This window comes from Methylocystis bryophila (genome assembly GCF_027925445.1).
GTDB lineage: Bacteria > Pseudomonadota > Alphaproteobacteria > Rhizobiales > Beijerinckiaceae > Methylocystis > Methylocystis bryophila.
The window spans coordinates 78,095-95,391 of record NZ_AP027149.1; the positions used below are offsets into that span (position 1 = coordinate 78,095).

The 17,297-nt window shown below is 63.4% G+C and carries 20 protein-coding genes and 1 tRNA gene; 15 read left to right on the forward strand and 6 right to left on the reverse strand.

Annotated features, from left to right (window positions below):
* Positions 1-5: 5 nt before the first annotated feature.
* The 6 genes from QMG80_RS00370 to QMG80_RS00385 are packed head-to-tail and all read left to right on the forward strand — an operon-like array spanning position 6 to position 5,211.
* Positions 6-1,388, forward strand: a complete 1,383-nt coding sequence (locus QMG80_RS00370) for a terminase large subunit domain-containing protein (protein ID WP_245300123.1) — start codon at positions 6-8, stop codon at positions 1,386-1,388.
* Positions 1,379-1,708 carry an HNH endonuclease gene (locus QMG80_RS21625; RefSeq protein ID WP_085771014.1) on the forward strand — a complete coding sequence of 110 codons (330 nt, stop codon included), beginning with the start codon at positions 1,379-1,381 and terminating at the stop codon, positions 1,706-1,708. Before QMG80_RS00370 ends, QMG80_RS21625 begins: the two co-directional genes overlap by 10 nt.
* Positions 1,708-2,964: a phage major capsid protein gene (locus QMG80_RS00375; RefSeq protein WP_085771015.1), complete on the forward strand. Its 1,257-nt coding sequence runs from the start codon at positions 1,708-1,710 to the stop codon at positions 2,962-2,964. The genes QMG80_RS21625 and QMG80_RS00375 overlap by 1 nt, the downstream gene beginning before the upstream one ends.
* Complete coding sequence (locus QMG80_RS21630; RefSeq protein ID WP_085771016.1) at positions 2,964-3,593, forward strand: HK97 family phage prohead protease; 630 nt, start codon at positions 2,964-2,966, stop codon at positions 3,591-3,593. The genes QMG80_RS00375 and QMG80_RS21630 overlap by 1 nt, the downstream gene beginning before the upstream one ends.
* Positions 3,593-4,147, forward strand: coding sequence for a hypothetical protein (locus tag QMG80_RS00380; protein WP_158658650.1), 555 nt, complete (start codon positions 3,593-3,595; stop codon positions 4,145-4,147). Before QMG80_RS21630 ends, QMG80_RS00380 begins: the two co-directional genes overlap by 1 nt.
* Positions 4,147-5,211 (forward strand): phage portal family protein, encoded by a 1,065-nt coding sequence (locus tag QMG80_RS00385; protein WP_085771018.1) that lies wholly within the window; start codon positions 4,147-4,149, stop codon positions 5,209-5,211. The genes QMG80_RS00380 and QMG80_RS00385 overlap by 1 nt, the downstream gene beginning before the upstream one ends.
* A 185-nt stretch (positions 5,212-5,396) precedes the next feature.
* Here QMG80_RS00385 and QMG80_RS00390 read toward each other — a convergent pair whose 3' ends face one another.
* Positions 5,397-5,615: a hypothetical protein gene (locus QMG80_RS00390; protein ID WP_085771019.1), complete on the reverse strand. Its 219-nt coding sequence runs from the start codon at positions 5,613-5,615 to the stop codon at positions 5,397-5,399.
* 66 nt (positions 5,616-5,681) lie between these two features.
* Between QMG80_RS00390 and QMG80_RS00395 the strand changes: the two genes are divergently transcribed.
* Together QMG80_RS00395 and QMG80_RS00400 are read left to right on the forward strand one after the other, a co-directional pair.
* Complete coding sequence (locus tag QMG80_RS00395; RefSeq protein ID WP_085771020.1) at positions 5,682-6,236, forward strand: MerR family transcriptional regulator; 555 nt, start codon at positions 5,682-5,684, stop codon at positions 6,234-6,236.
* 187 nt (positions 6,237-6,423) lie between these two features.
* Entirely contained in the window at positions 6,424-7,512 is a 1,089-nt protein-coding gene (locus QMG80_RS00400; RefSeq protein ID WP_085771022.1) for a tyrosine-type recombinase/integrase, read from the forward strand.
* Positions 7,513-7,544: 32 nt separating this feature from the next.
* Here the strand turns inward: QMG80_RS00400 and QMG80_RS00405 are convergent.
* Both QMG80_RS00405 and recA read right to left on the reverse strand, forming a co-directional pair.
* A tRNA-Trp gene (locus tag QMG80_RS00405) sits at positions 7,545-7,620 on the reverse strand.
* Positions 7,621-7,712: 92 nt separating this feature from the next.
* Positions 7,713-8,786 (reverse strand): recombinase RecA, encoded by a 1,074-nt coding sequence (gene recA / locus QMG80_RS00410; RefSeq protein ID WP_085773577.1) that lies wholly within the window; start codon positions 8,784-8,786, stop codon positions 7,713-7,715.
* 476 nt (positions 8,787-9,262) lie between these two features.
* Between recA and QMG80_RS00415 the strand changes: the two genes are divergently transcribed.
* The 3 genes from QMG80_RS00415 to QMG80_RS00425 all read left to right on the forward strand — a co-directional run bounded on the left by QMG80_RS00415 (position 9,263) and on the right by QMG80_RS00425 (position 11,834).
* A complete protein-coding gene (locus QMG80_RS00415) occupies positions 9,263-10,330 on the forward strand; it encodes a hypothetical protein (RefSeq protein WP_085771024.1) in 1,068 nt (355 codons plus the stop codon).
* Between the two features lie 98 nt (positions 10,331-10,428).
* Complete coding sequence (locus tag QMG80_RS00420) at positions 10,429-10,830, forward strand: response regulator (RefSeq protein ID WP_085771025.1); 402 nt, start codon at positions 10,429-10,431, stop codon at positions 10,828-10,830.
* Between the two features lie 77 nt (positions 10,831-10,907).
* Positions 10,908-11,834, forward strand: coding sequence for a DUF2865 domain-containing protein (locus QMG80_RS00425; protein ID WP_085771026.1), 927 nt, complete (start codon positions 10,908-10,910; stop codon positions 11,832-11,834).
* A 6-nt stretch (positions 11,835-11,840) separates the two neighbouring features.
* On the opposite strand, the gene recO is transcribed toward QMG80_RS00425, so the two are convergent.
* Both recO and QMG80_RS00435 read right to left on the reverse strand, forming a co-directional pair.
* Positions 11,841-12,563: a DNA repair protein RecO gene (gene recO / locus QMG80_RS00430; RefSeq protein ID WP_085771027.1), complete on the reverse strand. Its 723-nt coding sequence runs from the start codon at positions 12,561-12,563 to the stop codon at positions 11,841-11,843.
* A 139-nt stretch (positions 12,564-12,702) separates the two neighbouring features.
* The gene (locus tag QMG80_RS00435; protein WP_085773578.1) at positions 12,703-12,909 is read right to left on the reverse strand and encodes a DUF1737 domain-containing protein; all 207 of its coding nucleotides are present in this window, start codon (positions 12,907-12,909) and stop codon (positions 12,703-12,705) included.
* Positions 12,910-13,111: 202 nt separating this feature from the next.
* Between QMG80_RS00435 and hspQ the strand changes: the two genes are divergently transcribed.
* Together hspQ and QMG80_RS00445 are read left to right on the forward strand one after the other, a co-directional pair.
* Positions 13,112-13,444: a heat shock protein HspQ gene (gene hspQ / locus QMG80_RS00440; protein ID WP_085771028.1), complete on the forward strand. Its 333-nt coding sequence runs from the start codon at positions 13,112-13,114 to the stop codon at positions 13,442-13,444.
* Between the two features lie 131 nt (positions 13,445-13,575).
* Positions 13,576-14,292 (forward strand): glutathione S-transferase family protein, encoded by a 717-nt coding sequence (locus QMG80_RS00445; RefSeq protein ID WP_085771029.1) that lies wholly within the window; start codon positions 13,576-13,578, stop codon positions 14,290-14,292.
* Here QMG80_RS00445 and QMG80_RS00450 read toward each other — a convergent pair.
* Positions 14,259-15,122: an alpha/beta hydrolase gene (locus QMG80_RS00450; RefSeq protein WP_085771030.1), complete on the reverse strand. Its 864-nt coding sequence runs from the start codon at positions 15,120-15,122 to the stop codon at positions 14,259-14,261. The two genes, QMG80_RS00445 and QMG80_RS00450, sit on opposite strands and share 34 nt — an antisense overlap.
* 218 nt (positions 15,123-15,340) lie before the next feature.
* On the opposite strand from QMG80_RS00450, the gene QMG80_RS00455 reads away from it, so the two are divergent.
* Positions 15,341-16,546, forward strand: a complete 1,206-nt coding sequence (locus QMG80_RS00455) for a glycosyltransferase family 4 protein (RefSeq protein WP_085773579.1) — start codon at positions 15,341-15,343, stop codon at positions 16,544-16,546.
* A 96-nt stretch (positions 16,547-16,642) separates the two neighbouring features.
* Complete coding sequence (locus tag QMG80_RS00460; RefSeq protein ID WP_085771031.1) at positions 16,643-17,107, forward strand: GNAT family N-acetyltransferase; 465 nt, start codon at positions 16,643-16,645, stop codon at positions 17,105-17,107.
* Positions 17,108-17,297: the final 190 nt, after the last annotated feature.

Genomic DNA, 17,297 nt, shown 5'->3' on the forward strand with positions numbered 1-17,297 from the left:
CGTCAATGAGCGCTGCTTGCCTGTCTGTTGGTCGCGGCAACGGCAAGAGCGCTCTTTCGTCCGGTTTGGCTCTTGCGGAGCTTGTTGGCGTCTTTGGAGACCAGCCTAAGCGCGAGGTCATTCTCGCGGCCAGGACGCGAGATCAGGGCCGCATCTGCTGGAGCTTTGCCGAGGGCCTATCGCGCTCGCTTCCCGAAGAGATGCAAGAGCAACTCATATTCCGGCGCGGCGCTCGCCTAGAGATCGAGTTTGCCGGCAACGGTGGCGGCATTCTCCGCGTTATTGCGGCTGACGGCCGGTCGGCGCTGGGCTCGGCTCCGACGCTCGCGATCTTGGACGAGCGCGGCCACTGGGAGCGCGACAAGGGCGATGCGCTAGAGCATGCGCTGTTGTCAGGATTGGGCAAGCGCGGCGGCCGAGCGCTGATTATCAGCACGTCTGCGGCGGATGACGCCCACCCCTTCTCCAAGTGGATCGATGATCCGCAAGAAGGCGTCTACCGGCAAGAGCATAGGCCTTCGCCCGGCCTTCCCGCTGACGATCTCGAAAGCCTCTTGCTGGCCAATCCTGGAAGCAAGGCTGGCATTGGTTCGAGCCAGGAGTGGCTACAGGCGCAGGCGCGGCGCGCGATCAAGCGCGGCGGCTCTGCGCTAACGACCTTCAGGCTTTACAATCGCAATGAGCGCGTTTCCGGCGAGACGCGCGACCTGTTGCTGACGGTCGACGAATGGGTGGGGTGCGAGACGGCGGACCTTCCTCCGCGACAGGGACAATGCGTCGTCGGGATTGATCTTGGCGGCTCCGCCAGCATGACGGCCGCGGCGTTCTACTGGCCCGCTTCCGGCCGGCTCGAGTGCTTGGGAACGTTCCCGTCGAAGCCGTCGCTTCTAGATCGCGGGCAGAATGACGGCGTTTCGGGCCGCTATGTCGAGATGCAGGAACGCGGCGAGCTTTCGACGCTCGGCGATCAGACCGTGCCTGTTGCACCCTGGCTTGTAGAGGTTATGCGCCATGTCGAAGATGAGCCGATCGCGGCGCTAACGGCCGATCGATACAAGCAGAGCGAGCTCGGCGAGGCGTTGCAGCGTGCGGGCGTTCGGGCTCCGATCGTCTGGCGTGGGCAAGGCTTCCGTGACGGCGGAGAAGACTGCGAGCGGTTCCGTAGGGCCTGTTTCGACGGTCGCGTGAAGGCGAAACCGTCGCTCCTGCTGCGCTCTGCTTTCGCGGACGCTGTGACGCTCCGCGACCCTGCAAACAATTTGAAGCTGGCGAAGGCGCGAAGCAATGGCCGCATTGATGCGGCTGCGGCCACCGTGCTTGCTGTCGCTGAAGGCGCACGCATTGCCGGCCGCCCGGCAAGACAAGCGAGGGCCGCGCTATGGGTTTGAGAAGCGACTATGCGCGCCACTCTGCGCGCGTCCTTCGTTCGAAGCAATGGCAGGCCGTTCGATTGCTGGCGAAGCGACGCGACGGCTTCAAATGCGTTCAATGCGGCTCTCGATATGGACTTGAGGTCGACCATATCAAGCCTGTGCGGACGCATCCTGAGGGGTCTTACGCCCTCGACAATCTTCAAACTCTATGCGGCCGCTGTCACGCGAGAAAGACGCGGATTGAGGTTGGCATGGGCGTTGAAAACCCCGCGCGTGAAGCGTGGAAAACAGCCGTTGCGGAATTGCAGCGGCATAAACCTGAAAGGCTAAATTGATGTTGGAATCTGTAAAAATCTCTCGCCGTCAGTCGGAAATCCGGCAATCGCTCGCCGGTCTCGTGGGCAAGCCCACCCCGGACGAAAGCGAAATGCGTTCGATCGTCGACCTTGACGCTGAGTTTCAGCGCAATGAGGTTCGTCTTCGCGGCGCGCTTATTGCCGAAGATACCGAGCGGCGCGACGCAAAGCGTGATCTTGAGACGCGCGGCGGCAATGAGTGGGACGATCTTGTCGGCAAATTCGAGCTTCGGCAGGTTGCGCTTGCTCTTGACGAAGGCCGCACGCTTAGCGGCGCGACAAACGAAGTTGTTTCGGAGTTGCGCAGCAAGGGCGGCTATCGCGGCGTTCCGGTTCCGTGGGGCGCTCTCGAAATGCGAACTGGCGAGACGATCGCGAGCGGCGTCGTTAAGCCGATCACGAAGGCTCCGATCATCGATCGCATTTTCGCGGCTTCCGTCGCCGGCCGCATGGGCGCGAACTTCATCAACATTGACACGGGCGAGCGCGATTATCCGGTCGCGACGGCGGGCTGCACTGCCGCGTGGGCCGCGACGGAAACCGGCGCTGTCGGCTCTCCGGCCGCTTATCAGACGACCGATAGGCCGTTGAAGCCGAACCAGACGCTTGGCGTTCAGATGAAATTGACGCGCAATGCGTTGAAGCAGGCGGGCGACGCGGTGGAGCAAGCCGTGAGGCGCGACATGAACGGCGCGATGGGCATTGCGATCGATCAGGCTGTGTTTTTGGGCACGGGAGCGAGCGGCCAGCCCGCTGGCGTGCTTATCGGTTCCTATTCGATCGCTTCGACCGCTGTCGGCGCTGCGGCGACGTGGAGCGCGTTCAGGGCGGCGGTTCAAGCTTTCATGATTGCCAACGCCGCGACCTCGCCCGGCGATGTGAAGCTGCTCATTCGTCCCGAGGTTTGGAACAAGATGGACGGGACGCTCCTCACGAATACTGGCGTCAGCGAGTGGGATCGGATGGTCAACAACATCGGACTTGAAAACATCGTCGGTTCGTCGAACGCGCTCGCCACCCCGACGGGCGCGCCGCTCGCATGCACGGCGCTACTGGCGACAAACGTCGGCGGCGTTCCTCCGATCTTCGTCGGAGCTTGGGGCTCGATCGACATGATCCGCGACCCGTATTCCGATGCGACGAGCGGCGGCTTGCGTCTCACGGCGCTCGCGACGCTGGACGTGACGGTCTCGCGGCCGGCGCAGCTGCAAATCCTGACCGGTGTTCAGGTCTGATGCTCTTTGCTGGTCTCGACGGCGAGCTCGAAATTCGCCGTGCAAAGGGCTCTCCCACGCGTTTGCGTGGGAGGTTCCCTTACGGAAAAAAAGCAGTTTTGTCGGATGGAGGACGACGTGGAAGGCCGCGAAAAGAGATCATTGCGCCAAAAGCTTTCTCTTTTCGCATTAATGATCCAAGCCAGGATATCCACCTTCTCGTGGGCCATAGTTACGATCGCCCTTTAGCGTCGCGCTCGGCTGGGACGTTGGACATTAAAGACAGCGCCGACGCGGTGGAATTTGTGGCGACCATTGCATCTGCGCTCGAAACTGCTTCTTGGGTTCAAGACGCTCTTAGCGCGCTTGACGCGGGCCTTATCGGCGGGATCAGCCCCGGCTTTCGGCTCCCGCCAGAGCGCGCCGTCAAGAAACCCGAGACGATCGAAGAAGAGCCTATCGATCCTGAGAATGGAATGCACGGCGCGATCATTCGCACCGTGAACGACGCGCTGCTTTACGAAATGTCGCTCGTAACGGTTCCGGCATACGACGAGACGCAGATTGAGGCGCGCAATTGGAATGCTCGCGCATGTGACGAAGCGCCCCATGCAGGAATGCGACGCGCTCTTGAACGATGGAGGGCTTGATGACCGCGACGATCAAGGAAAGCGAAGATGCTCCCGCGTCGTATCCGGGAATTTCGTATGCCGGGTTTTCAACCGAGGCGACAGCGATTGGTCCGGGACTCATTTGGGAGCGGATCGAACACTATACGCGGTGGCGCTTCTCGGCGCGCTCAGTCGTGTGGATTGTTGAGGGGTGCGGCGAATGGGCTCCGCCGCTTGCGCCTGCGACGGTGACCGCGACGGAGGTTTGGGAAAACGATGCATGGGCCGCGTTCACGCCAACGCCTGGGCCGCTTGGCGGCTATCGTTTCGATGGACATGGGCCTTATCGCATTACGGCGAATGTCGGGGGCGGGACTGTGCCAGCTGCGGTGCAGGAAGCGTTTCAGCGGCTTGCTGAATATTTCGCGGATGCGCGAGAGAGCGCTTCAACGCGCGGGACTGCCGGCGTTGTGAAGGCCGACGTGACCATCGGGCAGCTTTCGGAAATGACGACGCGCTCGCCGGCCTGGGTCGCGAAGGCGATGGAATTGAGCGGCGCGGGCGATCTTTTGCGGCCCTATAGGAGGACGTGATGCTTGATTGGTTCAAACGCAAAATTGGTTTGGAAAGGCGCAGTTATACCAGCGCCGGCTTCACGGCTGAAATCGTCGCGGCGCGCTCGCAATATCTGAGCGGCAAGAGCGGGCTCGGGGAACTGACAGCGACGGCGCAGAGTTGCGTTAGCTTGTGGGAAAATGGTTTTGCTCTTGCGGACGTTGTAGGGACAGACGTTCTAGATCGTCGAAAGATGGCGCTTATCGGCCGCGCTCTGGCGCTACGTGGCGAAGCTCTTTTCCTGATCCGCGACGGTGACCTCATCCCGTGCTCGGACTGGGACTTGCGCACGCGCGACGCGGAGCCTGTCGCATATCGGCTTTCTATTCCCGAGGCCGGCGGCGGGAGAACTGAAACCGCGCTCGCGGCCGAAGTGCTGCATTTTCGCATAGGGTGCAATCCTGCCACGCCTTACGCGGGCACGGCTCCGCTGCGTCGCGCGATGCTCACGGCGTCGATGCTGGACGCGATCGAAAGCGCGCTCGGGGAAGTGTTCGAGTATGCGCCGCTCGGCTCGCAGATTATTCCTTTTGCCGAAGCCGACGACGTGAAGCTTGAGGCGATGGGGCGCGGCTTCAGAGGGCGACGCGGGCGCGTGCTCTTGCGTGAGTCCGTCAACGTCTCTGCGGCTGGCGGCGCGGCTCCGAGCGTCGACTGGCGGCCTGTTTCAACGTCTCCGGACCTTTCCAGCTCGCAGGCTACAGAAGCGCTTGGGGCGGCCCGTGGCGCGATTTACGCTGCGTTCGGCGTATTGCCTAGCCTCTTCGTCGACGCGGCGCAGGGGCCGCTGGTGCGCGAGGCGCAGCGCCATCTTGCGGCGTGGACGCTCCAGCCGATCGGCGAGCTGATCGCCGAGGAGGCGTCGGAAAAGCTCGGGGGCGAAGTGAAGCTCGATTTGCTCCGACCTACGCAAGCGTTTGACAGCGGCGGCGCGGCGCGGGCGCTCGGCGCGCTGGTCACTGCGATGGCGGCGGCAAAGGAAGCGGGTTTGCCGCCCGAGGCGCTGGCGGGCGCGTTCCAGAAGCTCGACTGGGAGAGCTAGCGCCGTTTGCTAATTCCTTTGACAGACGGCGCAAGGGACCGCCTCTATTATCGCATGGTCAACCCAACTGAAGGAAAGACCATGCGTCTTCTCAAAGCTATCTCTGCCTGCGTGCTCGTCACGATCGCGCTGCATTCGTTTCGTGCAGGCCGTCGCCTCTTAGCGGATGTGTAGCAGAGGGACGCCTAGACATGCTTAGAGAGTTCTTCGACGTCCAGAATGACGTCCTCAGGGCGATCGTTGTCACGGCCTCGCTTGTAAATGAACGTGCGGCCTACGACAGTGTAGGGTCCATGGGTGTCGTACCAGAAGGTGTCACCAACGGCCGGCAATTCTTGGGTCGTCTCGAAATCGCCAACGAATTTCGGGCCGCTCTTGAGAATCTGGTTGACCTTTACAATCATCGATGCACCTTCCCTGACAGAACGTGAGGCTTGCCACGCTTCAGAAAGCGTGGTATATCTCACCTTATGACTATATCGCTACGCAACACCTATACGACCTTCACGGCCGGAGAAGCGGAGAAGATTACGGGCGTCTCCGCCACAACGCAAAGAGACTGGCGGCGTCGGGGCTTCCTCGACGCCCCCCAGGGGTGGGCGCGTTACGAACTTGTTGATTTGTGCGAATTGCTTGTCATGTCCGCTCTACAAGAGCGAGGTATTGGCCCCGCAACAAGCTGTAATATTTCTGCGGCTTCCGCGCTCGGTCTAAGTTTTTTCGTGTTGAGCTGGGTGGATGCTATTGACGATCGAACGAACGGGGAATTTGAGAAACTCGTTCGCCAACGCGGAGAGCCTCGCGGACGTTTCTTTGTGCAGCCATCAGAGACTGAGCCATCTAAATATATTATCGTTTGGGCGAGCGGTGAGGTTGAGTTTGTAAAGGATATTCTCAGGGCGTTCAGCGATCTGAGTTCGAGTCCGAAATATCATGGAGCTATTATTGTTTTGGACCTCGAAGCGCTCGCGGGGCTGCTTATTGAGCGCGCCGGGCGGCCATTCGTTTCGGTTGAGTTGCGATGAAAGGCCCCGTCCGATTCAAGCAAGGCGACGTTTCGAAAGCGCTGAAGGCTGCAAGCGCGGCTGGACATAGCGTCGAACGTTTCGAGATAGGCCCTGACGGTCGCATAATTGTTTTCATTGGCGAGCCGGAACAACCTGCGGAGAGTTCTATCGACAATGAACTGTCGCGCATTTTGGAGCGCCGCCCATGAAATGGCGTTACCTCAAGCGCGACGTGTCGCGACATGGGCAGGTCAGATGGTATTTTCGTCGCGGCTCAGAACCGAAGGTAAGGCTTCCCGATCATCCTGGCGCGTCAAAGCAAGCGGAAGCAGCCTATTTCGCTGCTCTTGACCGCAAGCCGATCGCGCCTTCGCCAATGGCCGATAAATGGCCGGCTGGTTCCTTTGGCGCTTTGGCGACGGCCTATCTCCGATCGTCGAAGTATCAAGCTTTGTCGCCTGTGACGATGGCGGGCTATCGACGCCAGCTTGACCGGCTTCGCGCCGACATAGGCCATTTGCCGTATCTAAGTTTCCGCCGTCGCCACATCGTCCAAATAATCGAGGCTAAGGCGAGCGCTCCCGGCGAGGCGAACAACGTCCTGAAGGCTCTACAGGCGCTTTTCACCTATGCCGTAAAGGCCGATCTTCTCGACCGCAGCCCGGCGGCTGGCGTTGAAAAATTGAAGGTGACCGGCCCTCGGGCCGGCGGCTCCGAAACGTGGTTTCCGGAACATGCGGAGAGGTTTCGCGCGCGCTGGCCTCTCAGCTCGCCGCAAAGGACGCTGTTCGAAATCTGCTGGAACACTGGCTTGCGCATTGGCGACGCCTTGCGTCTTGGGCCGCAGCATATTCGTGACGGCCGCGTGAGGATGAAGACGAGCAAGAGGGGCGTTGAGATTGACACGCTTGTTTTGCCTGAGCTCGCCGAAGCGCTCGCCGCAGCGCCGACGCCGCACCTGACCTACCTCGCGACGCAGGGCGGGCGCACGCGCTCGGCGAAAGCCGCATACACGTGGTTTTCGCAAGCGGCGCGGGCCGCAGGCATTCCGCCGAAGTTTACCTCGCATGGCTGTCGCAAGGGCTTGCTGACCGAAGCCGCAGAGCATGGCGCGAGCGAAGATCAACTCGCCGCGCTCGCCGGTCACGGCTCAACCAAGAGTGTTGCGGCATACACCAAGAAGGCGAGCCGCAGAGCGCTCTCCGACGCCGCGATGATGCATCGTCTTGAGAAGGGAGAAAACGGAACAGAGGCCGGCCCACCTTCAAAAAAAGTGGGCCAAAACGTTAAGTAAGCAGCTGAAAATAAAGGATCTTTAGTCATGAATGGCAGGAGTGGAGGGACTCGAACCCCCAGCCCCCGGTTTTGGAGACCGGTGCTCTACCAATTGAGCTACACTCCTGCGAGGCCTCGACAGGCTGGCTCTCCATGCCGCAATGACGGCCGAGATGCAAGGGCGACGTCGAAAGATCGGCGCGAAGGGCTAATCCCGGACTATTCTTCCGCCTCCCCGGCTCCGTCGTCGTCCTCGAGAATTTTCTCGGCGACGACGCCGGCGTTGGCGCGGATCGCCTGTTCGATTTTGGCGGCCGCCGCCGGGTTCTGCTTGAGGTAGTTCTTGGCGTTCTCGCGCCCCTGCCCCAGCCGCTGGCTATCGTAGGAAAACCAAGCGCCCGACTTATCCACGACGCCCGCCTTCACGCCGAGATCCACGAGCTCCCCGACCTTCGAGATGCCCTCGCCATACATGATGTCGAACTCGACCTGCTTGAACGGCGGCGCCACCTTGTTCTTGACGACCTTCACGCGCGTCTGATTGCCCACCGCCTCGTCGCGGTCCTTGATCGCCCCGATCCGGCGAATGTCGAGCCGCACCGAGGCGTAGAACTTCAGCGCATTGCCGCCCGTCGTCGTCTCCGGCGAGCCATACATCACGCCGATCTTCATGCGGATCTGATTGATGAAAATCACGAGCGTGTTCGAGCGAGAGATCGAGGCGGTGAGCTTGCGCAGGGCCTGGCTCATCAGCCGCGCTTGCAGGCCCGGCTGCACCTCGCCCATCTCCCCCTCGATTTCCGCGCGCGGCGTCAGCGCCGCAACCGAGTCCACGACCAGCACGTCGACCGCCCCCGAGCGCACCAGCGTGTCCGTGATCTCCAGCGCCTGCTCGCCCGTGTCGGGCTGCGAGATCAGCAGCTCGTCGAGCTGCACCCCGAGCTTCTTGGCGTAGATGGGATCGAGCGCATGCTCGGCGTCGACGAAGGCGCAAACGCCGCCCGCCTTCTGCGCCTCGGCGATCACATGCAGCGTCAGCGTCGTCTTGCCCGAAGACTCCGGCCCGTAGATCTCGACGATGCGCCCGCGCGGCAGGCCGCCGACGCCGAGCGCGATGTCGAGCCCCAGCGAGCCTGTGGAGACGGTCTCGATCTCGACCGGCTTCTGGTTCTTGCCGAGGCGCATGATCGAGCCTTTGCCGAAGGCGCGCTCGATCTGCGAGAGCGCGGCGTCGAGCGCCTTGGTCTTGTCCACGGAGGTTCCTTCCACAAGGCGGAGATTGGCTGGGCTCACGGCGAAAAATCCTTCTGACATGGAGAACGCGGGCGGCGCAACGGCGGGCGGAAATCGAAAAAAAGCCCGGACCGTCGAGCGCATTGTGCATGCTTTGTTCTTTTTGACAAGCTCAGATTCTACTTTCGTTCACGACTTTCTCTCTCGGATCGGGGAGAAAGAAGTTGCGGCCGCATTCGAGCTCCTCCGACCGCCCGATCGCGTGAGCCGCGGGCAAGGCGGGGTTTCCGGCGCGACGAAAAAACGACGCCGGACCGACAGAGAGCAAAGCGAGGCCATGCGTCGCGTTGACACAGATCGCGGCGCAGGCGAAAGGGAGTCTGAGGTTCCCGATTCGAACGGCCTCGCCAGCCCTTAGGGGAGGCATCTTTGACCATTAGTTCAAGGCCCCCCGGAAACCTCGCCGCAAAGCGAAGACCCATCGAAGCACGCCGCCGCGAGAACGAAGCTTCCCGTCCCGCGAAAAGGAGCGACGCATGACCTTCCGTTCGAAAAGTCTCCATCTGTTCCATTTGCAACCGAGCCGCGCCGCGCTGGCCCTCGGCGTGACCGCCGCTCTGTTCCTGACGGGCTGCGGCGATACGAAGGACAAGCCCGGAGAAAAGGCGGCGGCGCCGCAAATGCCGGCGGCCCCCACCATTGCGACCGTCGGCAATGACGAAATCAAAGCCTATGAGCTCGCCAATGAGATGCGCCTCGCGGGCGTGCCGCTAGGCAAGGATAAAGAGAAGCCCGACGATCAGATCACGAAGCGCTTCGTGCGAGAGCTCGTGCAGCGAAAATATCTCGTGCAAAAGGCGCTGGCGGAAAAGCTCGACCGGGATCCGGGCTTCCTCGTCGAGGCGCAGCGCCAGCGCGAGCAATTGCTCGCAAGCCTGTATCTGCAGAGAGCGGTCGCCGACACATCTCTCTCGGGCTCGCGGATCGAGGCCTATCAGGCCGACCACCCGATGATGTTCGCCAAGCGCCAAGTCATTGAGATTGAGCAGATCGTCTTTCCGCTGAACGCCTCCACAAAGCAGATTCCGGAGGCGGCCAAGGACGCCAAAACGCTCGATCAGGTGCTGCAACTGCTAAAGAGCCACAACGTCCCGTTCAACCGCGGCGAAAGCGAGCTCGGCAGCGGCGAGATGCCGCCCGAAGCCTTCGACATGATGCAGAAAAAGGCCGCGGACAATGTGTTCTTCACGGCGCGCGGCGGATCGGGCGTGTTCTTCGTGGTGAAGGAAATCAAGCCGCAGCCTCTCACCGGCGAGCCGGCGGCGCAGCTTGCCAAGCGCATGCTCCTCAATGAGGTCGCTCGCGAGAAGGCCACCGAGAAGCCGCCGGCCGATCTGAAAGTGCGTTACGAAGGGGATCTCGAGCGGATCATGGCTCTGCCTGACGTCGCGCCGAAAGCGCCGCCGGCCGCGGAAGCGTCGGCAGCCGCCAGCGAAGCCCCGGCGGCGACAGCGGCGAGCAAGACTGCGCCAGCGGCCGCCTCGCCCACCCCGCCCGCGGCCACAAGCGGCGACGGCAAGGGGAAGGCGCCCTTGAAAAAGTAAGGCGCGGCGCAACGCGTCTCGTTGTGCTCGAAGAGCGGCGCCGAGGCCGTTGACTCGACGCCGCAGGACCTTCGGGGGAGGAGTCCGAACGATCGGCCATGGCAGAACCCATCGACTCGAGCCCTTCGAATCCCCAGACCGTCGGTCTGCAAGGATTGCGAATTCTGATTGTCGAAGACAACCCCTACATTGCGATCGCGCTCGAGGAGATGCTCACCGAGCAAGGCCTCGTCATCGCCGGCGTCGCCGGCGCTCTCGATGACGCCCTGCTGCTCGCCGCCTCGACCGCCCTCGATATCGCGTTGCTCGACGTGAATGTTGGCGACCGGAAGATCGATCCGGTCGCAGAAACGCTCGTCGCGCGCGGAAAGCCGTTCGTATTCGCTACGGGCTGCGGTCGAGCGGGGCTGCCTGAGGCCTTTCTCGATCGTCCGGTGGTCGAGAAACCGTTCTACATCGAGGAGATCCTGCAGTCCCTGCAAAATGCGCTCGATTCTTGATCGCAGCTTGAAACCAATCGGACGCGCGATAAGAAAGCACTCATTGAAGGCCGGCTCGCAAAACTGGACCTTGGCCGATGCCCACGCGTTTCCCTCCGCTCTGCCTCGCGCCAGCGCGCGCCGGCCTCTCGCGCCTCTTTCGTGGTCGCCAAAGGCTGTCGCTCCGTCTCGCAGGCCTCCTGGCGCTGCTCGCTCTGCTGGCGTTTGACGCGCCTCACAGCCGCGCCTGGGCTTTCTTCTTCGACGACTTCGGCGGCTCCGATTCCGGCTATGGGGATTACGGCTATCCGCGCGGGGGAGGCGGCGAGCATTGGGCGCATCGGCGACACCCGCGCAGATCGCGCGCCGCACGCCTGGGCGAGGGTCATGGGCGCCATTGGCTCGGCGCTTGGACGGTGGCCTCAGACCCTCAGAACCTCTCCTCCGTCTTGCATAAATCCGCCTATTCGGCGGCGCTCCCTCCCGGGGCGGCGTTCTCCACGCCACTCTTCACAAGAACCATTTGCGTGCGCGCCTGCGACGGCTATTCCTTCGGCAGAGCCGCGGCCTACGCCGGCTACAACGCCGCGTCGCGCGAGGCCGTCTGCAACGCGGCCTGCCCGGACGCCGAGACGAAGCTTTTCGTCTTGCCTCCCGGCGTCGAGGACGTCGACAAGGCGAAAGAGGCCCACCGCGGCGAGTCTTACGCGCAGCTGCTTGCAAAGTTCAGAGAACGCGACGCCAAGCCGGCGAGCTGCGGCTGCCACGTCGCCTCGAGCTCGAAGAACGACGCGAAGGCGCTGCTCTCCGACCCGACCTTGCGCCAAGGCGACATGGTGGTCACCGAAGAGGGCGTGCAGGTCTTCCTGGGGCGCGGCGCGCTCCCACACCGGACAAGCGAATTCCTCTCGCTCGCCCGCACGAACGCCGTCTCGCCCGCCTATCGCGGCGCGCTGACCGCGATAGATAAGATGGTGAAGCTTCGCCCCGCCCGCGCGCATAGCGAGCTCGACCGCCGACCCTGAGGCGGATCAGGCGGTGACGGCTTTGACGTAGAGTTCCCGCGCATGCGGCATCGGCGCGCCGCGCGGATCGAAGACGTCGCGACGCAGAAAATGGCCCGTGAGGCGGAAGGCCGCGGCAAGCTCCTCGCCGCTCGGCGTCGAAGCGCAGGGCTCGCCGCGCAGAAAGGCCGGAAAGGCCAAGAGCTTTGCTCGCCAGGGCGAGCCGGCCTCTCGCGAGACGGCGCGGCCGCTCTTCGGCGACACATAGACGAGATCGTCGCGCGCGCCGGTGAGCGCGCAAGTCTCGAGGTCGAGACCGAAGCCCAAGGCGCTCAGCAAAGCGATCTCGAAATGGGCGAGAAGCGCCGGCGCGCGTTCCTTGACCACGAGCACATCGGCGATCGCGCGCGCCATCTCGCAGATTTCGGGATGCGGATCGCGTTCCGGCAAGAGGCGCAGCAGCGCGCAGAGATGCCCGACGCCATGCAGCGCATGGCCGTGATCGATAAGCGCCGCCGCGCGCGTGCGCACCGGCTCGACGACGAAGACGCCGAGTTGGTCGGGGAGGCGGGCGCGCCAGACGGCGTCGACGTCATTGCCGGGTTGAAGCGCGACGCGGATGGATTTGCTCGCGCCGCCGCGCACCAAGCCGAGATGACGGCCATGCGCGCGCGTCATCAATTCGATGAGCGCCGACGTCTCGCCATGACGGCGCGCGCCGATGACGAAGCCTTCGTCCCGCCACTGCATGGGGCCGCCTACGCGTCTAGCTCAGGATATTCTGGTCAAGCGGCATTTATATACAATCCCGCATCTCCTTGCCGCGTCATCTAGCGCGAATTCCGCATAAGCTGACAGAATTTTGCGATTCGCCGGAACGCAGCGTGATCTAGAGTTCCGAGAGCTTCAGCTCAGGCGAATATTCGCGGCCCTCCAAATCTTTGGTCACGGCCTGGCCGCAGATCACGCGTCCGTTGGCCGTGTCGAAAGTCAGCGTCGGCGAGCCGTAGAGAGACCATCCGTCGCTGAGCGCCTGGGTCACGCGATGGCAGAACGATGCGTCGTCGGGGCCGGTTAGATAGCGATAGACTGTCAGGGTCTTTTGCGCCTTGGACATGTTTCTCCTCGCGCGAATCTGCTCCTGGCGGAAGATTATACGGATCGCCCCGAAAGCGTAAGGCGCAGGAGGCCCGAGCTTGGCCAAAGCTTCCGCTCTTCACGCGTCGACGCCGTTGACGGGCCGGGGCCTTCGCGTTACCAATTTCTTGAAGAAGGGGCCATAATCCACGTCGAGCGCCATGCCGATACACAGCATCGCCAAATTTGGGATCGGGCAGGTCGTGCGTCACCGCCGCTATCCGTTCCGCGGCGTCATCTACGATGTCGATCCCGTGTTCTCCAACACGGAGGAATGGTGGCTGTCGATCCCCGAGGAAGTCAGGCCGCGCAAGGATCAGCCCTTCTATCATCTGTTCGCCGAAAACGCCGACACCGAATATGTGGCTTATGTTTCCGAGCAGAATCTCGTGATCGACACCTCGGGCGACCCCGTGCGCCATCCGCAGGTCGAGGAAACCTTCACCCGCGCCGATGACGGCGTCTATCGGGTGCGAACGGGCAGCCGCCATTAGTGTCTTGGAGCTCGGCTAACATCTGAGGCAGCCGCGTCATCGCGAGCGTGGCGAAGCGATCCAAAAGGTGAACCAGCGTCACCGCTCGCTCCTGCGGTCGTGGCAGCAACCAATGTCAGGGCGCCGCCGAAATGATCACGCTCTACTGCTTCGGTCGCGGACCCGGCCTGCCGGATTTCAGCCCTTTTGTCATCAAGACGATGCTGCTCCTGAAGCTCGCCGGCCTCGACTATGTCGAGGACCGCTCCGGCCTTCAGCGCGCCCCAAAGGGCAAGCTTCCCTATATCGACGATGACGGCGTGATCGTCGCGGATTCGACATTCATCCGTTGGCACATCGAGAAGACTCGCGGCATTGATCTCGACCGGGGGCTCACCGCGGAGCAGCGCGCGATCGCCTGGGCCGCCGAAAAGATGTGCGAGGACCATCTCTACTGGATCGGCGTGCGCGGGCGGTGGCTCGACGACGCCAATTTCGCGCGCGGTCCCGCGAGGTTTTTCGATCGGGCGCCGGCTTTTGCGCGCCCCCTTCTGCGCCATGTCGTGCGCGGCAGGATTCGCAAGGCGCTCTACGCCCAGGGAACGGGCCGTTACACGGACGAAGAAGTGACGCAACTCGGGATTCGCGACGGCGAGACGCTCGCGACGCTCCTCGGCGACAAGCCCTATTTCTTCGGCGAGGAGCCCTGCGGCGCCGACGCGACTTTTTTCGCTTTCATCGCAGCGACCCTCGCGCCGAACTGGGAGTCGCCTCTGCGCGCGGCGGCGGAGAAAGCGCCCAACCTCGTCGCCTATCGCGATCGGATCCTGAAGACCTATTTCCCCGATATCGCTGAAGCGCGTGCGTAGGCCGCTCCGCTCGAGGCCTCGGCTTCGAGACGCTCCAGCGTTTGAGCGAGCTGCTCCAGGTCTTCGGGACGCGAGAGCCGATGATCGCCCTCCGCCACGAGCGTCACGACGACCGGATCGGCGGCGAGCTTCTCGGCGACACGAAAGGCGTGACGCCAGGGCACGGCCTCATCCCGAACGCCTTGCAGAATGCGCACCGGCGCATATGAGCGCATCTGCCCGCCGAGCAGCAGATGCCGGCGGCCCTCCTCGAGCAAGCGCCGCGTCAAGGGCGGGCTTCCGTCGCGCCCCGCAGGCCTTATGATCTCGCCGCTCCCTTCGTCGAGTTCGCGCCTCTCCGCTTCGGAGAGGGTCGGAAGGATCAGCTCCTCGGTGAAATCGACGGCCGGCGCGATCAGCACAAGGCCGAGGAGACGCTTCGCCTCGCCGATCGCCTCGAGCCGCTGCGCCAGCCGCAGCGCGATCCAGCTCCCCATGGAGCTGCCGATCACGAGTTGAGGCCCTTGGGTCGAGGTCAGAAACAGCGCCAGACTTTGCTCGAGCCAATCGCCAAGCGAGCCGTCCTCGAAACGCCCGCCCGGAAGGTCGAAGGCGGATTCTCCATGACCGGAGTAGTCGAACCTCAGCAGCGCGCGGCCGCTCGCGGCGGCGCGAGCGTCCAAGAAGCTCGCCTTGCCGCCCTTCATGTCCGAGGCGAAGCCGCCGAGCCAGACATAGCCGGGACGCGATTTCCCGCCCTCCGGCGCCGGCCGACGCCGGCGCGCGATGCGCCAAGCGGCGGCGCCGTCGCGCGGGACCGTGACGAAGTCGAGCAAGGCTTCAGTCGTCATCTCGGCACTCTTCCTTAGGCGCGGGCGCGGCCGCCCCGCGCGGCGAGCAATCGCGCTTGATCGTAGGCGGCGCGCTCATAATTGGTTAAGCGTTTGGGAAGACAGTAGCGCCGGAGCGCGCCCATCGCGAGATGATCGCGTCTCACGCGGGCCCTGACCGGGCGCGTTCTCTCCCCCGGCGTGGCGCGCCCCTCGCCTTCCCTCCGCTCATGACGTCGATGTCCTCCGCCTTGTCCTACTTGTCGCCGCCCGAGCGTCGGATCGCCGGCCGAACCATCATGCAGATCATACCCGATCTGCAGTCGGGAGGCGCGGAGCGCACGACTGTCGACATCGCGCAGGCCCTGACCCAAGTCGGCGCCCGCTGCCTGGTCGCCTCGCGGGGCGGGCGCTTGGTGAGCGAGCTTCAAGGCAAGGGCGGCGTCTGGATGCCCTTCCCCGCGGCGACCAAGAATCCGCTCGCGATGGCCTTGAACTCCGTGCGCCTCGCCAGGCTGCTTCGCGACGAAGGCGTCGACATCGTCCATGCGCGTTCGCGCGCGCCCGCTTGGGTCGCCTATTACGCGGCGAAGCAGGCCGGCGTGCCTTTCGTCACCACCTATCACAGCGCCTATTCCGGAACCTCGCAGGTGAAGCGTCGCTATAACGCGATCATGGCTGCGGGGGACATGGTGATCGCCAATTCGGAATTCATCGCGCGCCGCATCGTGGAGCTGCATCCGGAAGCGACGGGTCGCATCGCCGTGATTCCCCGCGGAGTGGATCTGGACGATTTCGCTCCCCACGCCGTCGCGCCGCAGAGCGTGCAAAAGCTGCGCGCCGCTTGGAAAGCGGAGCCGCATTGCCGCATTGTCCTGCTCCCAGGACGGTTGACCGAACGCAAGGGTCAGCTCGTGCTCCTCGAAGCGGCGCAACTGCTCGTCTCGCGGGGGCTCGAGGACGTTCGTTTCGTGCTGGCTGGCGACTGCCGCAGCGAAGCGTTCAAGCGCGAGATCGAAGCGAAGATCCGCCGCCTCGGACTGAGGGATCGCGTCATTCTTCCGGGATATTGCGCCGACATGCCGGCCGCCTATCTTGCCGCAGCGGTCGTCGTCGTTCCCTCGACCGCGCCAGAGGCGTTCGGGCGCGTTGCGGTGGAAGCCGAGGCCATGGGCGCGCCCGTCATCGTATCGGATATCGGCGCCGCGTCGGAGGTCGTTCGCGCGCCCCCACAAACGCCGCCGCTGCACGCGACCGGCTGGCGAACCCCGCCGGGCGACGCGCGGGCCTTGGCGGACGCCATCGCGCAAGCCTTGTCGCTCACCGCCACCGCACGCCAGTCCCTGGCGCTCAGAGCGCGGGATTTCGCCCAGAGCCGATACTCGCTCGAAGGCATGTGCGCGGCGACCCTGGCGGTCTATGAGAGACTGCTGATCGATCGTTAGAGATGCGAAAAACTGGAAGCCGGTTTTTCGCACAAAATCGCGCTCGGAACTTTAGAAGCGACCGCGCATCCGCGGAACGCACGGACGCGGGAGAACATGAGCGTGGTGACGATCCGAGATGTCGCCCCCGGGGACAAGACGGCCTGGCTGACGCTATGGGGCGGCTATTGCGATTTCTACCGAGCCGAGATCCCCCCTGCCGTCACCGAGGCGAGCTGGAAAAGGCTCGTCGACCCGCGATCGGATTTCGTCGGGCGTGTCGCCGAGCTTGAAGGCGAGATTGTGGGTTTCGTCCTTTTGGTCATCCATCCATGTAGCTGGACCATTGCCCCCGTCTGCTACCTCGAAGACCTCTATGTTGCGCCAAAAGCGCGCGGGCTTAGCGTCGGCAGGGCGCTCATCGAGGACGTCCTCAGCCTCGCCCGCCAAAACGCGTGGGCGCGCGTCTATTGGCACACCGAAGCCGACAACGCCGCGGCGCGGCGGCTTTACGACCGCTTTGGCAAGGCGGATGGTTTTGTGCGCTACCAGCTTCGCCTCGACGACGCGTCTTCCGCTTGATGAGATAGGCGCCAGATCATAAAGCCGGGGCGAGTTCTCATCGCACAAGCCTATCAACTCCCGCGGAATTTGCGCGCGCGATGCAACCAAGGCGGAAGCGGCCTTTTCGCGCGGAGCGGGGGAATTCGCCCGGGTGGCCCCACGAGTCAGCGCGCCTTGTCGCAAGCTTGACCTCACAATGGCGCCCGAG